Annotated in this window: 18 protein-coding genes; 1 reads left to right on the top strand and 17 read right to left on the bottom strand. The window is 57.9% G+C overall.

What is annotated here, in order from left to right:
* Positions 1-62: 62 nt before the first annotated feature.
* From H7B67_RS06015 to ilvB, 12 genes are all read right to left on the bottom strand, one after another.
* Positions 63-1,460 (bottom strand): anti-sigma-I factor RsgI family protein, encoded by a 1,398-nt coding sequence (locus H7B67_RS06015; protein WP_185118886.1) that lies wholly within the window; start codon positions 1,458-1,460, stop codon positions 63-65.
* Positions 1,457-2,263: an RNA polymerase sigma-I factor gene (gene sigI, locus H7B67_RS06010; protein ID WP_185118885.1), complete on the bottom strand. Its 807-nt coding sequence runs from the start codon at positions 2,261-2,263 to the stop codon at positions 1,457-1,459. The genes H7B67_RS06015 and sigI overlap by 4 nt, the downstream gene beginning before the upstream one ends.
* A gap of 204 nt (positions 2,264-2,467) precedes the next feature.
* Complete coding sequence (locus tag H7B67_RS06005; RefSeq protein WP_185118884.1) at positions 2,468-2,893, bottom strand: hypothetical protein; 426 nt, start codon at positions 2,891-2,893, stop codon at positions 2,468-2,470.
* Between the two features lie 188 nt (positions 2,894-3,081).
* A complete protein-coding gene (locus H7B67_RS06000; RefSeq protein ID WP_185118883.1) occupies positions 3,082-3,630 on the bottom strand; it encodes a peroxiredoxin in 549 nt (182 codons plus the stop codon).
* Positions 3,631-3,689: 59 nt separating this feature from the next.
* Positions 3,690-4,769, bottom strand: coding sequence for a 3-isopropylmalate dehydrogenase (gene leuB, locus H7B67_RS05995; protein WP_185118882.1), 1,080 nt, complete (start codon positions 4,767-4,769; stop codon positions 3,690-3,692).
* 238 nt (positions 4,770-5,007) lie between these two features.
* Positions 5,008-6,012, bottom strand: coding sequence for a hypothetical protein (locus H7B67_RS05990; RefSeq protein ID WP_185118881.1), 1,005 nt, complete (start codon positions 6,010-6,012; stop codon positions 5,008-5,010).
* On the bottom strand, positions 5,973-6,446 hold the full coding sequence (locus tag H7B67_RS05985; RefSeq protein WP_245363982.1) for an RNA polymerase sigma factor: 474 nt from the start codon (positions 6,444-6,446) through the stop codon (positions 5,973-5,975). The genes H7B67_RS05990 and H7B67_RS05985 overlap by 40 nt, the downstream gene beginning before the upstream one ends.
* A 565-nt stretch (positions 6,447-7,011) precedes the next feature.
* Positions 7,012-8,211, bottom strand: coding sequence for an aminotransferase-like domain-containing protein (locus H7B67_RS05980; protein ID WP_185118880.1), 1,200 nt, complete (start codon positions 8,209-8,211; stop codon positions 7,012-7,014).
* Positions 8,212-8,304: 93 nt separating this feature from the next.
* On the bottom strand, positions 8,305-9,855 hold the full coding sequence (locus tag H7B67_RS05975; protein ID WP_185118879.1) for a 2-isopropylmalate synthase: 1,551 nt from the start codon (positions 9,853-9,855) through the stop codon (positions 8,305-8,307).
* Between the two features lie 140 nt (positions 9,856-9,995).
* Positions 9,996-10,988, bottom strand: a complete 993-nt coding sequence (gene ilvC / locus H7B67_RS05970; RefSeq protein ID WP_185118878.1) for a ketol-acid reductoisomerase — start codon at positions 10,986-10,988, stop codon at positions 9,996-9,998.
* A 215-nt stretch (positions 10,989-11,203) separates the two neighbouring features.
* Entirely contained in the window at positions 11,204-11,689 is a 486-nt protein-coding gene (ilvN, locus tag H7B67_RS05965; RefSeq protein ID WP_185118877.1) for an acetolactate synthase small subunit, read from the bottom strand.
* Positions 11,686-13,431 carry a biosynthetic-type acetolactate synthase large subunit gene (gene ilvB, locus H7B67_RS05960; RefSeq protein ID WP_185118876.1) on the bottom strand — a complete coding sequence of 582 codons (1,746 nt, stop codon included), beginning with the start codon at positions 13,429-13,431 and terminating at the stop codon, positions 11,686-11,688. The genes ilvN and ilvB overlap by 4 nt, the downstream gene beginning before the upstream one ends.
* A 529-nt stretch (positions 13,432-13,960) precedes the next feature.
* Between ilvB and H7B67_RS05955 the strand changes: the two genes are divergently transcribed.
* On the top strand, positions 13,961-14,767 hold the full coding sequence (locus tag H7B67_RS05955; RefSeq protein WP_185118875.1) for a GNAT family N-acetyltransferase: 807 nt from the start codon (positions 13,961-13,963) through the stop codon (positions 14,765-14,767).
* Between the two features lie 98 nt (positions 14,768-14,865).
* Here the strand turns inward: H7B67_RS05955 and H7B67_RS05950 are convergent, their stop codons facing one another.
* From H7B67_RS05950 to H7B67_RS05930, 5 genes are all read right to left on the bottom strand, one after another.
* Positions 14,866-15,138, bottom strand: coding sequence for a 50S ribosomal protein L33 (locus H7B67_RS05950; RefSeq protein ID WP_185118874.1), 273 nt, complete (start codon positions 15,136-15,138; stop codon positions 14,866-14,868).
* A 207-nt stretch (positions 15,139-15,345) separates the two neighbouring features.
* Positions 15,346-15,705 carry a 50S ribosomal protein L20 gene (gene rplT / locus H7B67_RS05945; protein WP_185118873.1) on the bottom strand — a complete coding sequence of 120 codons (360 nt, stop codon included), beginning with the start codon at positions 15,703-15,705 and terminating at the stop codon, positions 15,346-15,348.
* Between the two features lie 51 nt (positions 15,706-15,756).
* Positions 15,757-15,957 (bottom strand): 50S ribosomal protein L35, encoded by a 201-nt coding sequence (gene rpmI, locus H7B67_RS05940; protein ID WP_185118872.1) that lies wholly within the window; start codon positions 15,955-15,957, stop codon positions 15,757-15,759.
* A 19-nt stretch (positions 15,958-15,976) separates the two neighbouring features.
* Positions 15,977-16,471: a translation initiation factor IF-3 gene (infC, locus tag H7B67_RS05935; protein ID WP_185119235.1), complete on the bottom strand. Its 495-nt coding sequence runs from the start codon at positions 16,469-16,471 to the stop codon at positions 15,977-15,979.
* Between the two features lie 295 nt (positions 16,472-16,766).
* The gene (locus H7B67_RS05930; protein WP_185118871.1) at positions 16,767-18,029 is read right to left on the bottom strand and encodes a glycosyltransferase family 2 protein; all 1,263 of its coding nucleotides are present in this window, start codon (positions 18,027-18,029) and stop codon (positions 16,767-16,769) included.
* Positions 18,030-18,095: the final 66 nt, after the last annotated feature.

The raw sequence follows: 18,095 nt of genomic DNA, 5'->3' as shown, positions 1-18,095 counted from the left end.
TTGTCGAGAGAGGTCCCGCATTCTGTCGGAACCCTTATCCCGGCGCGCAGGCGGCTCCGCTCTTAGTCGTTGCCGCCGTTATTCCCCCGGCTATCCTGTCGATCGTTGCCATCGCGATCCCGTTGGCCGTTCTTGTTTTTGTCCTTGTCTTCGTTCCGCTCGTTCTTCTCCTCTCGCGGATCGTTCTTCGAACTGCTTTGGTCGTCATACGAGGATTTCTTGTCGTCTTGATCCTGATCCTCTCTTCCCCAGCGATTGCCCTCGGACTTCCCGTTCCAAGGCTTGTTCTTGCCCGGATCCTTAGGGGAAGAGGGACGATTGCTCGTCCCGTTCGTGGCTTTCGGCGCGTTGTCGCCGTTCTCGGCCTTAGCGCCATTCTTCGAGACGGAAGCTTGCTCCGCGCTCGGGGAAGAAGACGGCGCAGGGGGGGCGGTCGAAGGTTTATTTTCCTTGCCGCCGGCCGCAGTCCCGGGCTTCTGTTCCGCCTTCGGCTTATTGGACGTCTTGCCCTTGTCGTCCTTCGCGGAATTCTGCTTTTTCTCCCGGGCTTCCTGGCGTTTCTTCTCTTTCTCTTGAGCTTTGGAGACCAGTTCTCTCCACTCTTCGTCGGATTTGATCTTATCCTTGTCTTCGGACTCCTTCAGCACCGAGCTTACTCCGCCCCAGGAGGAAGAAATCTGATTCAACGATTCGCTCTTAAGCTTCTGAAGGGGGACGCGATGACCTTGGCTTTCGGCCTTGAGCCAGAAGGCCATCTTCCCTGCGGAGACTCCCTTCGCGTTCGCTTGCTCTCGAACCTCCTTGGGAACCGATACGGTCGTGACGACGGGCGTCGTCTCGGCCGTCTCCGCCCCTTCGCCATTTCCCTTTGCGGTACCCTCGGACGTTCCCGCGGTTCCCGCAGAGGCTCCCGCTTCTTCAATGGAATGCTTAATCATCTCGGAGATTTCGCTCTCCCATTCCTCGTCGACCTTGCCGACCGGAACGGTCGTCAGGACGACCTCGGCGTCCTCTCCTTCAAGCAGCTTCAAAGAAGCCAGCTTATCGACGATCTGATCGGTTACGCTCTCGAGAGACTCGCCCTTGTAATCGATGCCTTCGATAATCGGGATCGCGTCAGGGTTCACGGCTCGAAGCTGCCGCACCCGGTCCTTGCCGTCGACGCCGAGCTCCACGCTCGGATTGACGTCCATCGTCACATAGGCGACGACCGGAGGCGTCCTCAGCCACAAGCCCCCGAACAGCAGAAGGCATAGCACGGCCGCGCCGCCGGCTCCCGCCGCCCACCGAACGCGCCTTCCGGATGCCGTTCGGGGCAAAGAGCGTACTTCCTCGGCCTCGAATTCGATCTCGTCTCCTATTTGGTAGTGCTTTTCGCGGGGCACCATGACGAAGCGGCCTCCCTGAGCTAGAACAACCGCTCGCCGTCCCTTTAACGACATGACTATTGCCTTGCTCATAGCCGACCCTCCTCGCTGCCCGCGTCCGCACCCGTTATGTATTGTTGGAGCAAGGGATAAGCCCCCGCCGCAATCAAAGCTACCGTTATCAAATACTTGCGATGTCTCTCCAGCGTCTTGCGCGATACGTTCTCCAGCTGGCCCAGCTCCTTCAAAGGAAGTTTCTTCTTATCCTTGAGCAAGGCAAGCAGGGATTCCCGCTTAGCCAGACGGATCCCGATCTCCAGCAAGGACTCCCTGGAGTCTTGATGCTTCGGCGATTGCTCGGTCAGCTCGAAGAAGGAAATCCCGTACTCCGACAGCTCCTCCGTAATCGTACGGATCTCATCCCGCCGGTCCTGGGCAATTTGCTCCCTGGAATAAACCGTCAACGCTTCCTTGGCTTCGATCTTGCTCAGCACGGAGCCTTCCTCGTCCGATTCCCCCTGGAGAGAGCTGTAGGGAACCGCCGTGAGATGCCGCTGCTCCTTGCGCGCGTAATCGATCAGACGCCTGTTCATGACTTGCGCGGCGAAGCCGATGAAGCGGCTCCCGCCCTCGTTCGAATATCGCGTGATCGCCTCGTCAAAGGCTAATAAGGCCACGCTGAACTCATCGTCCCGATCCGGATCGATGTACCGCTTGCTGAAGCGGCTCGCCGTCGTTACGATGAAGGGTCGATACTGTTTAATTAGGTCGTTGCGCAGCTCTTCACGGCCTTGCTGGATCGCTTCGACCGTTTCCTCCGGATTCAATGCCTCCGGTTCAGGCACGGCTGCCGCACTGCCGCGTCCTGTCCATTTTCTCCACAATACGAGAAGCAAGCGCTCACCCCACGTTCATAACATTCGTAGACGACTTCCATGGATTGGGGGGTGGAAACAAAAAAAAACATCCCCGCGCCGATCTTCATCCCATGCCGTCCGGACACGCACGATGCTAGGGCATCGCTTGATCGGTCAGATCGCCAGGCAATCGGATCTCGCGCGGAGATGGCTTTATTCCGCAAAGGTCGGGCAGGGCGCCGCTCAGAATGCGCCTCCCGTCATCCGCTTCGACTTCAGCTTTTGCTTGCGCTGAGCGAGCACGCCGAGTCTTCGCTTCAACTGCTGTTCCCATTCCGTATCCTTCAATTGTTTGGAGAAGGACAGCAGATCAAGAGCCATATCGATCTGACTTTGGACAACCTGCATGGGATCCTCGTCCTCATTGTTTACGCAGTTCTCATGAAGCTCTTTGTCCGATTCGTCAACGTAGTCGTGGAAGTCGACTTCGGAAGCGCCGTCTCCATGCGCGTATTCCGCCAGAATCTCGTATTCGTTCTCCACCAGATAATGGACCTCCACCCGGTGGCACACGGGACAGAACAGAATGGGCACATTATGGATTCGCGTCCGATAATGCTTTAAAGTCCCTTTGGTTCCGATCATGCTTGCTCCGCAGCAGAAACTCATCGTCTTCCCTCCTCGAACCGGCCGTTACGCAACCTGCAATGCGTTATTCACTATATTCTCTTCTATCCTTCCGAATTCCTGCCGCATTACCCATTACCCTATGCTACTGATTTTGACGCATTATGGCGAAAAAAGCAAAGACGCATGCGGATACATGCGTCTATTGTTAAGTATTGGATAGCAGAGAGCTACTTGGATGCGAGATTCTTGTCGCCGGGCTTCCAGTTGATCGGACATAACCCTCCGGACTGCAGCGCCTGAAGCACTCGAAAAGTCTCCTCGACGCTTCGGCCCACGTCGTTATGGTTGACGACCTGGTACTTGATCTCGCCTTCCGGATCGACGATAAAGAGGCCGCGAAGGGCGACTCCTTCTTCTTCGATCAGAACCCCGTAATCCCGAGCCGTATTCTTCGTGATGTCGGACGCGAGCGGGAAGTTCAGCTTGCCTACTCCATTATCGGTTCTAGCCGTGTTGATCCAAGCCTTGTGGCTATGGACGCTGTCGACGCTGACGCCCAGAATGTCCGCGTTAAGCTCCTGGAACCGCGCCGCCGCTTCGGACAAAGCGACGATCTCCGTCGGGCATACGAACGTGAAGTCGAGCGGATAGAAGAAGAGGACGAGCCACTTGCCTCTATAATCGGACAAAGCCGCTTGACCGAAGCCGCTTCCGTCGCCAAGAGCGGTCTTGAGGGAGAAGTCCGGGGCCGGACGGCCAACCATGCGTTCTGCCATCTTCCTAACCTCCTGTCATGCCGACAAAGATCGCCGGAGCCGAATAAGCTTTCGGTCGATTAGCGAGCCATTGCAGCGACGATCAGGTCGCCCATCGCCGTCGTTCCGATCGCTTTGCTCTTGTCGACGGCGATATCGCCGGTGCGGTGGCCCGCGTCCAGTACTTGCTTAACCGCGCGCTCGATGACGTCTCCGGCTTCTTGGTAGCCGAACGTCAGCTTGAACATCAGCGCGACCGACAGGATCGTCGCGATCGGGTTCGCGATGCCTTGGCCCGCGATGTCCGGCGCCGAGCCGTGGACCGGCTCATACAGGCCGAAGCTGCCTTCGCCGAGGGAGGCGGACGAGAGCATGCCGATCGATCCGGTCAGCATGGCGGCTTCGTCGCTCAGGATGTCGCCGAACATGTTCTCCGTCACGATGACGTCGAAGCTCGAAGGACGGCGCAGCAGCTGCATCGCACAATTGTCGACGAGCACGTGCTCCAGCTCGATGTCCGGGTATTCCGGAGCGATGCGGTTGACCGTCTCGCGCCACAGGCGGGACGTCTCGAGCACGTTAGCCTTGTCGACGGACGCCAGGCGCTTGCTGCGCGTGCCGGCGATCTCGAACGCTTGGCGCACGATGCGCTCGACTTCGGTTACGTTGTAGACGCAGGTATCGACCGCTTCTTGGCCTTGAGCGCCTTCGCGGCGGAACTTCTCGCCGAAGTAGATGCCGCCCGTCAGCTCGCGCACGACGATCAGGTCGGTGCCTTCCAGCACTTCCGGCTTCAGCGTGGACGCGTCCTTCAGGCAGTCGAACACGACGGCCGGACGGATGTTCGAGAACAGGCCGAGCGCCTTGCGAATCCCGAGCAAGCCCGTCTCCGGACGCAGCTCCTTCGGATTGTTGTCCCACTTCGGACCGCCGACCGCGCCAAGCAGCACGGCATCCGCCTTCTTGCAGATGTCCAGCGTCTCTTTCGGAAGCGGAGTTCCTTTCTCGTCGATGGCGATCCCGCCGAACAAGCCGTGCTCGAGCTCGAACTTGTAGCCGAACAGCTCTTCGGTTTTTTTCAACACTTTAATGGCTTCCCCTACGACTTCAGGTCCGATCCCGTCGCCGGCGATGACGGCGATTTTCTTCACTTCAGACATCCGTATGCACACTCCCGTATCGATTCGATTGTCCAAGCAAAAACGCCAATGACGTTCCCGAACGTCATTGAAGCTTTGCGTCGGTATCAGAGAGGAGTAGAGGACTCTTAGCTCATCCTATCTGATATCCAATGATGGCACTATATCAGTTGTAGCATACTTGGGCAGCGTAGGCAAAATAGATAAAAGCTATCGTTTTCATAGTTGTAGCCTATAGGTTGGAGCTTGGAGACGCGGTTTACCGGTCTCCCGCCGCTTGAACGATGCTTTTCCCGATTCGCAGCATCTCATCCCGGGTAACCGAGCTGTCCGCATATATGGAGTAGTAAATGTTGGATGCTTCGTCGTACCATGCTAGCGTATTGGTATTGGTCGCTTCGAGGCCGTCATCCCGCACGTAGACGGCTTGCTGGGCATCGCTCAGACGAACCGACTCCGATCGATCCGATTCTCGCTGCGAGATCGTTGCTTTGGGAGTGCCGTTCTCCGCTCCGGTTGTCGCAAGCAGTTCAATCTTGGCGCTCCCCTTGGCGAAGACGAGCTTGGAGTTCAGGATCGACTTCCACTTGACGGTCTCCATGAACAGGATTTCGCCTTTCTTCGCGGCTTCGGCAGCCGACTTTAGCCGGTCTCTTATCTGTTCGAATTCGTTGCCCGGGTCTCCTCGCAGGGGAGGTCTCGGCGTCAGCTTGCCGAATTCGAACTCGTATCCCCTCGGCAGGGAATCCGGCTTGGGCAGGTATGGCGCTTTCGCGCTCTGCATCCGACTCTCGTAATCGCCGTACGTGTCGTATTCCAGCTTCGATTCGAAATCGATCTGATCGATTGCGGCATAAGCGTTGACCTCGTCATCCTTGATGTAATACGCCGCCATCTCGTCCTGCTTAAGAGCTGCATGCACGCGGTCGCGATACTCGCTCATCCTCTGGCCAATATCCTTCGGCAACTCGAATTTGGACGCCTCGATCGTCTCAATGACCACCCGGCCTTGGGAATCTTTAAGCTTGACGTACTCCGTCGCCGCGTAGCCTGCTACCGAACCTAATAATACGAGGCTCCCCGCCGCGGCAAGAACCGCCGTTTTCGTCAGGCGTCGAGGGCGCCTGGCTTTCCGCGGGCCATTGTCCAGTCTCCGCACCCTTCCCATCACCGCATCCACGATGTCGATCTCGCGGAACCGCTCTTCTTTTCGACCGCCCATCCTCAGCTTCGAGTCTGCCAAAGAGTCTCTTGCTTGTTCCATGCTTCTACCTCCCCATCTTCCTCTAACATTGCGCGCAGCTTTCGTTTCGCTCTTCCAATTCGTTTTTTTACCGCATCCGGGTTCTTGCCGATAATGGCCGCGATCTCGGGGTACGTCTTCTCTTCAAAAACGCTCAATACAAGCAAACTGCGTTCAAAGGCCGATAATCGCCGCAGTGCATCCTCCAGGGGCGGGCTGAACGTTCGTTCGTCGACCAACGTCTCCGGACCGGGCATTCGGTCATCGCGCATGATCAGACCCTGAAGCTTTCGTTGCAGCTTGCGCCTTCTCAGGATGTTCAGACAATGCCGGTAAGCGATGCTGTACAACCAGGAAGAGAAACTTCCCGTCGGCTCGTAGCGGCCAATGGACCGATAAGCCTTTACAAAAATGTCCTGCGCCGCATCCTCCGCTTCCGTATCGTCCCCAAGCAGCCTGCAACAATAGATGTAAATGGGACGTTGATAGTGGCGGACTATCGAACTATAGGCGTCCGACTGGCCGTTGCGTATTGCATCGATCGTTGCTTGAATCAGCTGGAGTTCCGTGTACGCTCACCTCTCTTGCTTCTTTGCTCTATATAACACATAACCTGGATAAGAAGGGGACAAATTTTTGCGATTCCTTCGTTTTTAACGGAAAAATCGTTATGGGTGATGGTGATCGGCATAGAGCGCGGTTCTTCTATAACAAGCCTATAGGGCTCTGGCCTCTATTGAGGAAGCCAATAGTAAGGGCGGCACTTCGAGCGGGATTCCGGGGGAGATGCACGGTTTTTCCGTGCAACGGCGGCACTCCGAGCGGGAGCCCGAGGGAGATGCACGGTTTTTCCGTGCAACGGCGGCACTTCGAGCGGGATTTCAGGGAAGCGGTTTGCAGATCTGCTCGCAAGAGATGTCTACTCATAGCTGAAAACTTTTTAAACCTCCAGTCAAACTGGAAGGTTCTACAAAAAAACGCCCTGACAGGCCGAAGCCTATCAGGACGGTTTATGTTCCGTTACCCCTTCACCAGAACGCTCTGCATCGCCCTGTCGAGGCGCTTCATGCCCTCGATCGTGGTCGCGGTGTCGTTGTAGGTGAAGTTCATGCGCAGCGTGTTGAGCTCGGGATCCTCCGCGTAGAAGGAGACGCCCGGCACGAAGGCCGCTCCTTCCTGGACGGCGATCTTAAGCAGCGCTCCCGTGTCGATCTCCTTCGGAAGCCGCAGCCAGATGAACATGCCGCCCTTCGGCTCCTCCCAGGTGACTCCCGGCCATGCGTATTGCTCCAGCAGGGAGACGAGATGCTTCTTGCGCGCTTCATACTCCGTGCGAACGAACTCGATGTGTCCGTCGAGATCGAAGTGCTCGAGCAGCTGATAGAGCGTCTGCTGGTCGAGCGAACTCGACTGCAGGTCGGCCGCTTGCTTAGCGCGGGCCATCTGGCGAATGATTTCGGGGTCGGCCATCACCCAGCCGGTGCGAAGGCCCGGAGCGACCGTCTTGGAGAAGGTGCTCGTGTACACGACGCAAGAGCCTTCCGGATGCCGGTCGAGCGAGAACAGCGAGCGGTATTCCACCGACTTGTCCCCGAACTTCAGCTCCCCGTAAGGATCGTCCTCGAGGATGAGCGTGTCGCAGCGACGACACAGCTCCAGAACGCCGCGGCGGCGCTCCTCGCTCCAAGCGCGGCCCGCCGGGTTAGAGAACGTCGGGATCACGTACAGCATCTTCGGATTGTATTGCTTCAGCTTGGCTTCCAGGTCCGCAAGGTTCAGGCCGTCCGTGTCCCCGTCGACGGAGATCGGAACCGCGCCGTACGAACGGAACACCTGCAGCGCCGACAGGTACGTCGGACGTTCGACCAGGATCACGTCGCCCGGATCGATATAGATGCGGGTGAGCAGGTCGATCGCTTGCTGCGAGCCCGTCGTGACGAGCATGTCGTCCGGCGTCACCTTGACATGCTTCTTCTCCATGCGGCGGCACAGCGCTTGACGCAGCGGCAGATACCCTTCCGTGAGTCCGTACTGCAGCGCCTTGTTGCCTTGCTCCATGACGCGCCCGAACGCTTCCGAGATCGCTTGCGCCGGGAAGTGCTCTTCCGCGGGCAAGCCGCCGGCGAACGAGAGAATCGAATTGCCTTGGGTCAGCTTCAGGATCTCGCGCACGGCCGACGAAGAGAAGCTTCCCAGCCGCTCGGAAAATCGATAATTCATATCAGTTCCCCATTTCTAGTAACGAGGCCCTCGCCAGGGCACCGTCTTCCTATATTGCCGTCGTCCATGGGGCGGCGGAGCTTATCGTATTAATCAAATCAGCGTTACATTGTCGCGACGGTTGCGTCTCGGAGCGTTCTTCTTGTCGATCAGGCGGTTCAAGGCATCCACGTAAGCGCGGGCGCTCGCTTCGATAATGTCGGTGCTGACGCCGCGTCCTTGCGCGCTCTCGTCGCCTTGCTTAAGAACGACGTGCACGTCGCCCAGCGCGTCCGTACCGTCCGTAACCGACTTGATCGTGTAGTCGTCGAGGACGACTTCTTCCTTCGTAAGAGCGTCGATCGCGCGATAAACCGCATCGATCGAGCCGTTGCCCTCCGACTTCGTCTCGACGATCCCTTGAGGAGTCTTGAGCCGAACGGTCGCGTTCGGGGTCGAGTGGCTGTCGAAGGAAACGATCAGCTGCTCTAGAGCGAACACTTCCGGCGTATCGACCATCTTCTCTTCGAGCAGAGCGATGATGTCCTCGTTGCTGACGTCCTTCTTGCGGTCGGCCAGATCCTTGAACTTGCCGAAAGCCGCGTTCACCTGATCCTCGGTCAGGTCTTCGAAGCCGAGGTCGATCAGCTTCTCGCGGAACGCGTGGCGTCCGGAGTGCTTGCCGAGCACGAGCTTGCTGTCCTTGAGGCCGATCGTCTCCGGAGAGATGATCTCGTACGTCGTCTTCTCCTTGAGCATGCCGTCCTGGTGAATGCCGGATTCGTGCGCGAACGCGTTCGCCCCGACGATCGCCTTGTTGCCCGGAACGGCCATGCCGGTCAGCTTGCTGACGAGACGGCTCGTCTTCGCGATCTCCTTCAGGTTGAGCGTCGTCTTCGCTTGGAAGAAATCGGCGCGGGTCGCCAGGGCGAGCGCCACCTCTTCCAGAGCGGTATTGCCGGCGCGTTCCCCGATCCCGTTGATCGTTCCTTCGATCTGGTCGGCTCCGTTCAGAATCGCGGCCAGCGAGTTCGCGGTAGCCATCCCGAGATCGTCGTGGCAGTGGGCGGACAGCTGGATTTGCTCGATTCCCGGCACCTTCTCCTTAAGCGTCTTGAAAATATGGCCGAATTCCTGAGGATTGAGATAGCCGACCGTATCCGGAATGTTGACGACCGAGACGCCTTCGCGAACGGCCAATTCCGTTACCTGGCAGAGGAAATCGAGCTCCGTGCGTCCGGCGTCCTCCGCCGAGAATTCGACGCGGGCGAAGTGCTTCTTGGCGTAGCGGATCGCGCGTTCCGCCGTCTCAAGCACCTGCTCCTTCTCCATCCGCAGCTTGTGCTTGCGGTGAATGGGCGAAGTGGCGAGGAAAATGTGGATGGCCGGATCGGCGGCGCCCTTCAGCGCTTCCTTCACGGCATCGATGTCCTTCTCGACCGAGCGCGCAAGCCCCATGACGGAGGCGTTCTTGACCGCGCGGGCGACCGCGTTGACGGCGGCCAGATCGCCCGGAGAGGCGGCCGGGAAGCCCGCTTCGATGCGGTCGACGCCGAGCTTCTCGAGCTGGAGAGCGATTTCAACTTTCTCTTGGGTGTTCAGGTTAACGCCGGGAGATTGCTCTCCGTCTCGCAAAGTCGTATCAAAGATATAAATTTTCCTCATGGCAGGGGTTCACCCGCACCTCCTGAAGCAGACAGTGTATTGCCTTAAATTATAGCATACTCGGATCGCATGCACGGATAAAAGAAAAGCTGCCCAGGGAGCAGAGCCTGCCCCCGGGACAGCCGGTGCCTGACATGCGATTATTTCTTGATCCAGTGCATCAGGCCGCGGAGCTGGCTGCCGACCACTTCGATCGGATGCTCGGCTTCGTTGCGGCGGGTAGCCGTCAGGAACGCGCGTCCGGATTGGTTCTCTAGGATGAAGTCGCGTGCGAACTTGCCTTGTTGGATGTCGGACAGAACGGCCTTCATCGCCTTCTTCGTCTCGTCCGTTACGATGCGAGGTCCGGTAACGTAGTCGCCGTACTCCGCCGTGTTGGAGATCGAGTTGCGCATGGAAGCGAGTCCGCCTTCGTACATCAAGTCGACGATCAGCTTCAGCTCGTGCAAGCACTCGAAGTAAGCCATCTCGGGAGCGTAGCCTGCTTCGACCAGCGTTTCGAAGCCGGCTTTGACGAGGGCGCTAGCGCCGCCGCAAAGTACGGCTTGTTCGCCGAACAGGTCGGTTTCGGTTTCTTCGCGGAAGGAAGTCTCGATAACCCCTGCGCGGGTACAGCCGATGCCCTTCGCGTATGCCATGCCGATCTCGAACGCCTTGCCCGTTCCGTTCTGGTGAACGGCGATCAGTCCCGGTACGCCGAAGCCTTCGACATACGTGCGGCGAACCATGTGGCCCGGGGACTTCGGAGCGACGAGCAGAACGTCGGCGTCGCTTGGTGCGACGATTTGGCCGAAGTGAACGTTGAAGCCGTGGGAGAACATGAGGGCGGCGCCCTTCTTCAGGTTCGGCTCGATCTCGTTCTTATAGACGGCGGCTTGGGTTTCGTCCGGCATCAGGATTTGAACGACATCCGCTTTGCGGGTTGCGTCCGCAACGTTCAGAACTTCGAAGCCGTCGTTGCGAGCCGCTTCGGCAGATTTGCCTTCACGAAGACCGATGATAACGGACAGACCGCTGTCACGCAGGTTTTGAGCTTGAGCATGGCCTTGGCTGCCGTAGCCGATGACCGCGATTGTCTTGCCTTTCAGGGCGCCGAGGTCGGCGTCTTTCTCGTGGAATAACTTGACTGCCATTGGATGTGTTCCTCCTTAATTAAATGAAGCAAATATTGGCAACCCTCATGGAACGGGCGTTCCAAGAGAGAAGTCGACCCTTGCGGAAGCTCTAGGTGGACAAGCCTTCCCCGCGGCCAGCCGCTCCTCTCCTCGAACACCCGCTCCAGCGGGGAGCGGACGGTGGATAAGGACGTCTTGATAGACTAAAGCACTAAAGCGCTCGGCTGCAAAAATTAGCGGGCGCCGCGAATCATCGCGGTTACGCCCGTGCGAGACAGCTCGCGAATGCCGTACGGCTTCATCAGCTCGATCATCGCATCTATTTTATCCGAATCTCCGACAACTTGTACAATCAGGCTGTTCGGGCCGATATCGACGACCGCCGCGCGGAACGTCTCGACGACGCCCAGAATCTCCGGACGGGCGGAGGGCTCGGCGTTGACCTTGATCAGGCCGAGCTCTCTTCCGACCATCGGGCTCGATCCGATGTCGATAACCTTGATTACGTCGATAATCTTATAGAGCTGCTTCTGAATTTGCTCGAGCGTATGATCGTCTCCGGTCGTTACGATAACCATCCGGGACAATCCGGGCTCTTCGGAGGCTCCGACCGTGATGCTCTCGATGTTGAAGCCTCTGCGTCCGAACAGCCCCGACACCCGTTGCAGAACGCCGGGCTGGTCGTTCACGAGAATGGCAATGGTATGTTTGGTGTTCATTCGGAATCCCCCATGAGCATTTGATCGATGGTGCTGCCTTGAGGAACCATCGGATAAACGTTCTCGCCCTTGCGAACGACGAATTCGACCAGCGCGGGGCCGGGATGACGCAGCGCCGCTTCCCAAACCTCTCTCGCTTCTTCCTTGTTCGTCGCACGGAACGACTTGACTCCGTACGCTTCGCCCAGCTTCACGAAGTCCGGGCTGCCGGCGAGGTCGATGTGGCTGTAACGGTTGTCGTAGATAAGTTCCTGCCATTGGCGAACCATGCCGAGCACTTGGTTGTTCAAGATGACGACCTTGACCGGAATGTTGTGGATCGCGCAGATCGCGAGCTCCTGCGCGCACATCTGCATGCCGCCGTCGCCGTTGATCGAGACGACCGTGCGATCGGGGTTACCCATCTGTGCGCCGATGGCGGACGGGAAGCCGAAGCCCATCGTTCCGAGTCCGCCGGAGGTAACGAGCGAACGAGGCTTGTTGAACGGATAATATTGAGCCGCCCACATCTGATGCTGGCCGACGTCCGTCGTGACGATCGCGTCGCCGTTCGTCGTCTCGTGGATGAGGGAAACGACCCATTGCGGCTTCAATTCCGTGTCGGAGTCCTGGAATTTGAACGGCTTGCTCGCCTTCCATTCCTGGATCTGCGCGCGCCAGGCGTCCGCCTGGTCCGCTCTCTTCGCCAGCGTGTTCGCCAACTGAAGCACCGTCTTCACGTCTCCGACGATCGGAATGTCGGTAGGCACGTTCTTGCCGATCTCCGCCGGATCGATATCGATATGAACCACTTTGGCGTTAGGCGCGAATCCTTGCAGCTTGCCCGTCACGCGGTCGTCGAACCGGGCGCCGATGTTGATCAGCAGATCCGCGTTCTGAATCGCCGTGTTCGCCGTCCAGGTTCCGTGCATGCCCGGGAAGCCCATGTGCAGCTCGTGGCCGGTCGGGAGAGCGCCAAGCCCGAGCAGAGTCGTCGTGACCGGAATCTGCGTCTTCGTCACGAATTCGTGCAGCTCCTCATGCGCTCCGGAGTAGATCGCTCCGCCGCCGACGAGCAGTACCGGACGCTCGGCCTTCTCGATGGCGCGAATCATCTTGTCGACCTGGTTGCGGTTCGGGTTGACCGTCGGATGATAGCCGCGCAGGTTCACTTCGGTGACGGGCTGGAACAGCGCCTTCGCCGCGGAGACGTCCTTCGGAATGTCGATCAGAACCGGTCCCTTGCGGCCCGTGTTGGCGATATGGAACGCCTCGTGAATGACGCGAGGCAGCTCTTTGGCGTCGCGTACCATGTAGCTATGCTTCGTGATCGGCATCGTGATGCCGACGATATCGGCTTCCTGGAACGCGTCCGTACCGATAAGGCTGGTCGCCACGTTGCCGGTGATGACGACGAGCGGCACCGAGTCCATGTAGGCGGTCGCGATACCCGTTACGAGGTTGGTCGCTCCCGGACCCGAAGTGGCGATGCAGACGCCGACCTTGCCGGTGCTGCGAGCGTATCCGTCCGCGGCGTGAATGGCGCCTTGCTCGTGTCTGGTGAGCAAGTGGTTGAAGTCTTCGAAGCCGTACATGGCATCGTAGATATATAGAACCGCTCCGCCCGGATAACCGAAGACGCAATCCACACCCTCCAACAACAGGCTGCGCAGCAGCATCTCGGAACCCGAAATGACTTCCGGTTTGCTCCATTTCTCAATCAATTCTTCTTTGGATTTCAGCGTGGCACTTTGTGCGCTCATCCGTCATCCTCCTTCCGGAATGTAGAGTTTGCAATCGGCTTTACGATCGTAAAAGCCAAAAAAGCCTTTCGTCCCGAACATCGTTCTGAATGTTCAGGGACGAAAGGCTGTGCCTTCCGCGGTACCACCCGGATTTACCGTACGCCTCGCGGCGACGGCCTCATAAAGTATGGCTGCAAGCTTGAGCGCTCAAGAGGCAATCGCATACCTTAGGCACGTTAACGAGCGCCACTCCGTTTCACCCTACAATGCCGAAATCGGCGGTTCAGGCGAACAGCTCCAAGGAGACCCAGCGTCCAGGGATTAAGGCATCGGTCTCAGCATATCCGACGCTCTCTGAGCTCAAGAGCCCTCCCGCTTCTTCCTTATCATTGCTGTTGGATGTTCGGTTGAATGAGTTTAATTATATGCTTCCCCGAACCATTCGTCAATACAAGGATGAAATTCGCGGAGAACAACCCCCGGAACGATTTCATACCCTATAGCAATCCGCCGCTTATCCCGCATCGTTCTTCTGGAGGTGAATAGGATGATTCGTTGGAGGCAGCCTCGGGATACGAAAGGGATCGTCAAGCTCGTCCGCAGCCAGCTCGTGCCCAAATCGCCTTGGGCGCACCCTCGCGACGGCCGTTTATACAGCGAGGTCGCCGAACGTCTTCGAAACGGCTCGACTCTCGTCGCGGCAAAGAACCGCGGCGGCGACCCCTATGGCTTTCTGCATATGGTCATTCAGAACAAGGTTCTCTTTATCGACCTTCTCGCCGTCGATCCCGCCTATCAGAACCGCAGATGGGGCACGGAGCTCATGCAGCGGGCCGAAGAATACGGCCGCAAGAAAGGCTGCATCAGAAGCATGCTTTATGTCGACAAAGACAACGCCAGAGGGATTCGTTTTTATTCCCGGCTGGGCTATTCGAACGCGCAATACGTGGAGGCTTTGCTTTGCTATCGCATGGAGAAAAAGCTCGATCCCGAACCAGGCTGGCTCTGGGACTACGCCGCCCAAGGAGACGCTCAGCGATCGCCTGCCTCCGCCCAGCGCTCCGTCGGCAGCGGACAGCCGCAGCATTCCGTCGGCGGCGGGCAACGACAGCGCTCCCCTGGCAGCGGACAGTGGCAGCACTCCTCAGGCAGCAGGCAGCCGCAGCATTCCGCCGGCAGCGAACATCGGCAGCGTTCCGCCGGCCGCCCAAGCGCCGATCCTTGGCGGACGAGCAAAGGCAGCGCCTCTCCTTCCCGACCCGGCAACAACCCGGCTGCGCCTGGAGCTTGGAAGCCCGTGCTCGGCAATGAGCTGGACGCCGCCGACAACAGCTGGCTCCTGCGCAGGATCTAACCAATTAGCCTCCCTCTCCGAATTCCGCTGGCCGCGGGCATTTCGGGAAAGGGAGGCTAATCGTTTACCTTATCGACCCGATCGGAAGGAAATCCGTTTTACCACCAGCCGCCTCCGTAGAAGCCGTTATAGCCGCCCCATCCTCCGAAGCCTCCGAAACCGAAAGGAGTCGTGCCGATGGCGAGAAGATCGAAGAGCACGAGCGGTATGATCGCCTTCGTCCGAGCCTTCTTGCCTGTCGGAACTTCAAGGATGAGCTCGTTGCCGCTCAGGCGGACAAGCTTGCCGCTGACGACGCTTCCGTCCTTGCGCTTTGCATAGATCGTCTTGCCTACCAGCTTAGCGGCCTGTTCGCGAGTCACTTGTGACATTTTCCCCCTCCTCCCCACACAGGCAACCTTCTGGAGCGCCAAGAACATGCTTAGCAAGGTTGAACCCGTTGTCCTTTATCTTATGAAGGAGGACAGGCGGACGTCTGCACCCTTGTCCTTAATGGCGAAAAGAGGCGGAAGTTCCAGCAACAAAAAACCGCCTTCTCCCGGCGAACGGGATAAGGCGGCTTCTTATCGTGGCGCGAATTACGCGTTGATCTTCGACTTGGCGGTGCCAGCCAGGCTGTTGAACGCGGCGATGTCGTTCACGGCCAGGTCGGCCAGGATCTTGCGGTTCACTTCGATGCCGGCCAGCTTCAGGCCGTGCATCAGCTTGCTGTAGGACAAGCCGTTCTGACGAGCGGCCGCGTTGATGCGCACGATCCACAGCTTGCGGAAGTTGCGCTTCGTTTGGCGACGGTCGCGGTATGCGTACGTCAGGGACTTCAGGACTTGCTCGTTAGCTTTCTTGAATAGGCGGTGTTTCGCGCCCCAGTAACCTTTGGCCAGCTTAAGAACTCGATTGCGACGGCGGCGAGTAACGAATCCGCCCTTGACTCTTGCCATTGCTCATTACCTCCCGGAATATGAATATCGCTTGCGCGATCTTGTAGTCGATTATTTCAGGTTGCCGATTTGTTGTTGCAGACGGCGGTAGTCGCCTTGAGCCAGCAGCGGCTGCGAGCTCAGAACGCGCTTCTGGCGTCCGGACTTATGAGACAGCAAGTGGTTCTTGTAAGCCTTGAAACGCTTCACTTTGCCGGTACCGGTAATCTTGAAACGATCCTTCAGGCTGCTGTGTGTCTTCATCTTAGGCATCTGTTTGTCCTCCTGTTCATTAATGGCTCTTCGGAGCCAGAATCATGATCATGCTGCGGCCTTCCAGCTTCGGAACCCGTTCGACGGTGCAGATGTCCGCAACCTCGTTCGCGACGCGCTCCAAGATCTTAAGGCCGATATTCGCGTGGGCAATCTCACGACCGCGGAAGCGCACGGAACATTTGACCTTATCGCCCTCGTTCAGAAACTTCACGACGTTGCGAAATTTCGTCTGGTAGTCGTGCTCCTCGATGTTCGAACGGAACCAAACTTCCTTCAGGTCGACGATCTTCTGATTCTTCCGGGCTTCCTTCTCTTTCTTCTGCTGCTCGTAACGGAATTTGCCGTAATCCATGATGCGGCATACCGGCGGCTTCGCCTGCGGCGCAACGTTCACCAGATCCATGTTCGCATCGATGGCCATCTGCATCGCTTCGCGGAACGGCTTGATGCCGATCTGCTCGCCTTCCGGTCCGACGAGTCGGACTTCCTTCGCCCGGATTTCCTCATTGATTTGATGATCCTTGCTGATAATGTTCCACCTCCAAATAGGACTGAGTTGCCTTGTTCCTCTCTTCTCTTACACAAACAAAAAAAATGCGAGTCATGAAGACCCGCATTCCGTCGCAAACGTTAAGATGGCTCGCGCGGATTCGCTCCGTCGCCTGCCGGTACGTCGGCTACGCAAAACCAGCCGACCGGTGCCGGGCAGGTGAGAAGCGGGTGCTTCTGCTTGTGCGTGCTGATGATTAGAACAGTCACTCGAACAATATATCACGCGATCGCGGCCATGTCAACTCGCCCGAGGATCAGGCCGAGTTCGTGTTCTCCGCGCTCATTCGCTTGCCCTGGACCTCTTCCAGGCGCAGCACCCGGGAATGCTTCGTGTGGCTCCATGTCTTGTTGTTCTGGGTGAAGAACGCCCAGAAGGTGATCGGCCACCAGGACACGAAGAACAGAGGGAAGGTGATCAGCCGGGCGTAGCTCTTCCACTCCACCTTCTCGAGAAGCATCGCCAGCGGGCACTGCATGTAAATATACAGGGAGATCGGAATCGCAAGCCAGGCGGGCATGAGCGAGTAGACGGAGTCGAGGCGCGGCTCCCCGGGAAGCAGCATATCGATCCATAGCGTCGCGGTCAAGAGAGAGCCGATCAGAAAATTGTACGCGTTGAAAATATACAGGGCCGCATCCAGCTTGATCCAGCTTCTCTCCTTGATTCCTTGCCACAGCATGGGAAGCATGTATCTCCTGGCCACGTCGAAGTGTCCCTGCATCCAGCGGAGGCGCTGCCGGGAGGACGCTCGGAAGGTGATCGGCTTCTCGTCGTATACCCGGGCGTCGAAGTTGAACTTCGGATAGACGTTCCTCTGGATGCAGCGGACCGTAAATTCCAGATCCTCCACCAGGCTCGTCGCGCCCCAGCCCATCTCCTTCAGCAAGGCGGCGTCGAAGCACATCCCCGTGCCTCCGAGGTAGTTCGACAAGCCGACGTTGTGCCGGGGCAGCTGCCAGAGCCGGTTGCAGAACCAATAATTGATACCGTTCGCGGCGCTCACCCAGGAATCGTGAGGATTCTTCGTGTCCAAGTAGCCTTGTATGACCCGGTAACCGCTCAGCAGATCCTCGTTCATATAGGCAAGGAAGTCCGTCGCGACCAGATTGTCCGCGTCGAACATGACGACGGCATCGTAGACCTTAGGACGCTTCCACAGCTCCTTCAGCATCCATTCGATCGCGAAGCCCTTGCCTCTCTTATTCGGCATAACGCGTTCGCAGGCATAAACCCCGGGATACCTTCTTACGACCTCAGCCGTGCCATCGCTGCAGTTGTCGCAAATGACGAAGATATCGTACAGCTCCCGGGGATATCTCAGCTTCAGCAGATTTTCCACTAGAGCCCCGACGACGGCCTCTTCGTTGTGAGCGGCCACGAGAAGGGCGAACGATTTCGTCGGCGGGCGCGCGATCTTCTCCTTCTTGCGATGCCAGCCGAACAGGGACAGGACGACCTGGTAGGCGCCGATCAGCAAAAAGATCAGTTGCAGACCCATAAACGCTTTGTTCCACATATTCAGTTTTTAACCCCCTGAACCCCTTTTTCTTTACGGCTTAGTGCCGGCTCCCTCGGTTTGTTT

This window comes from Cohnella thailandensis (assembly GCF_014212135.1).
Classification (GTDB): domain Bacteria; phylum Bacillota; class Bacilli; order Paenibacillales; family Paenibacillaceae; genus Cohnella; species Cohnella thailandensis.
This window is presented reverse-complemented; position numbering and strand designations above follow the sequence as displayed.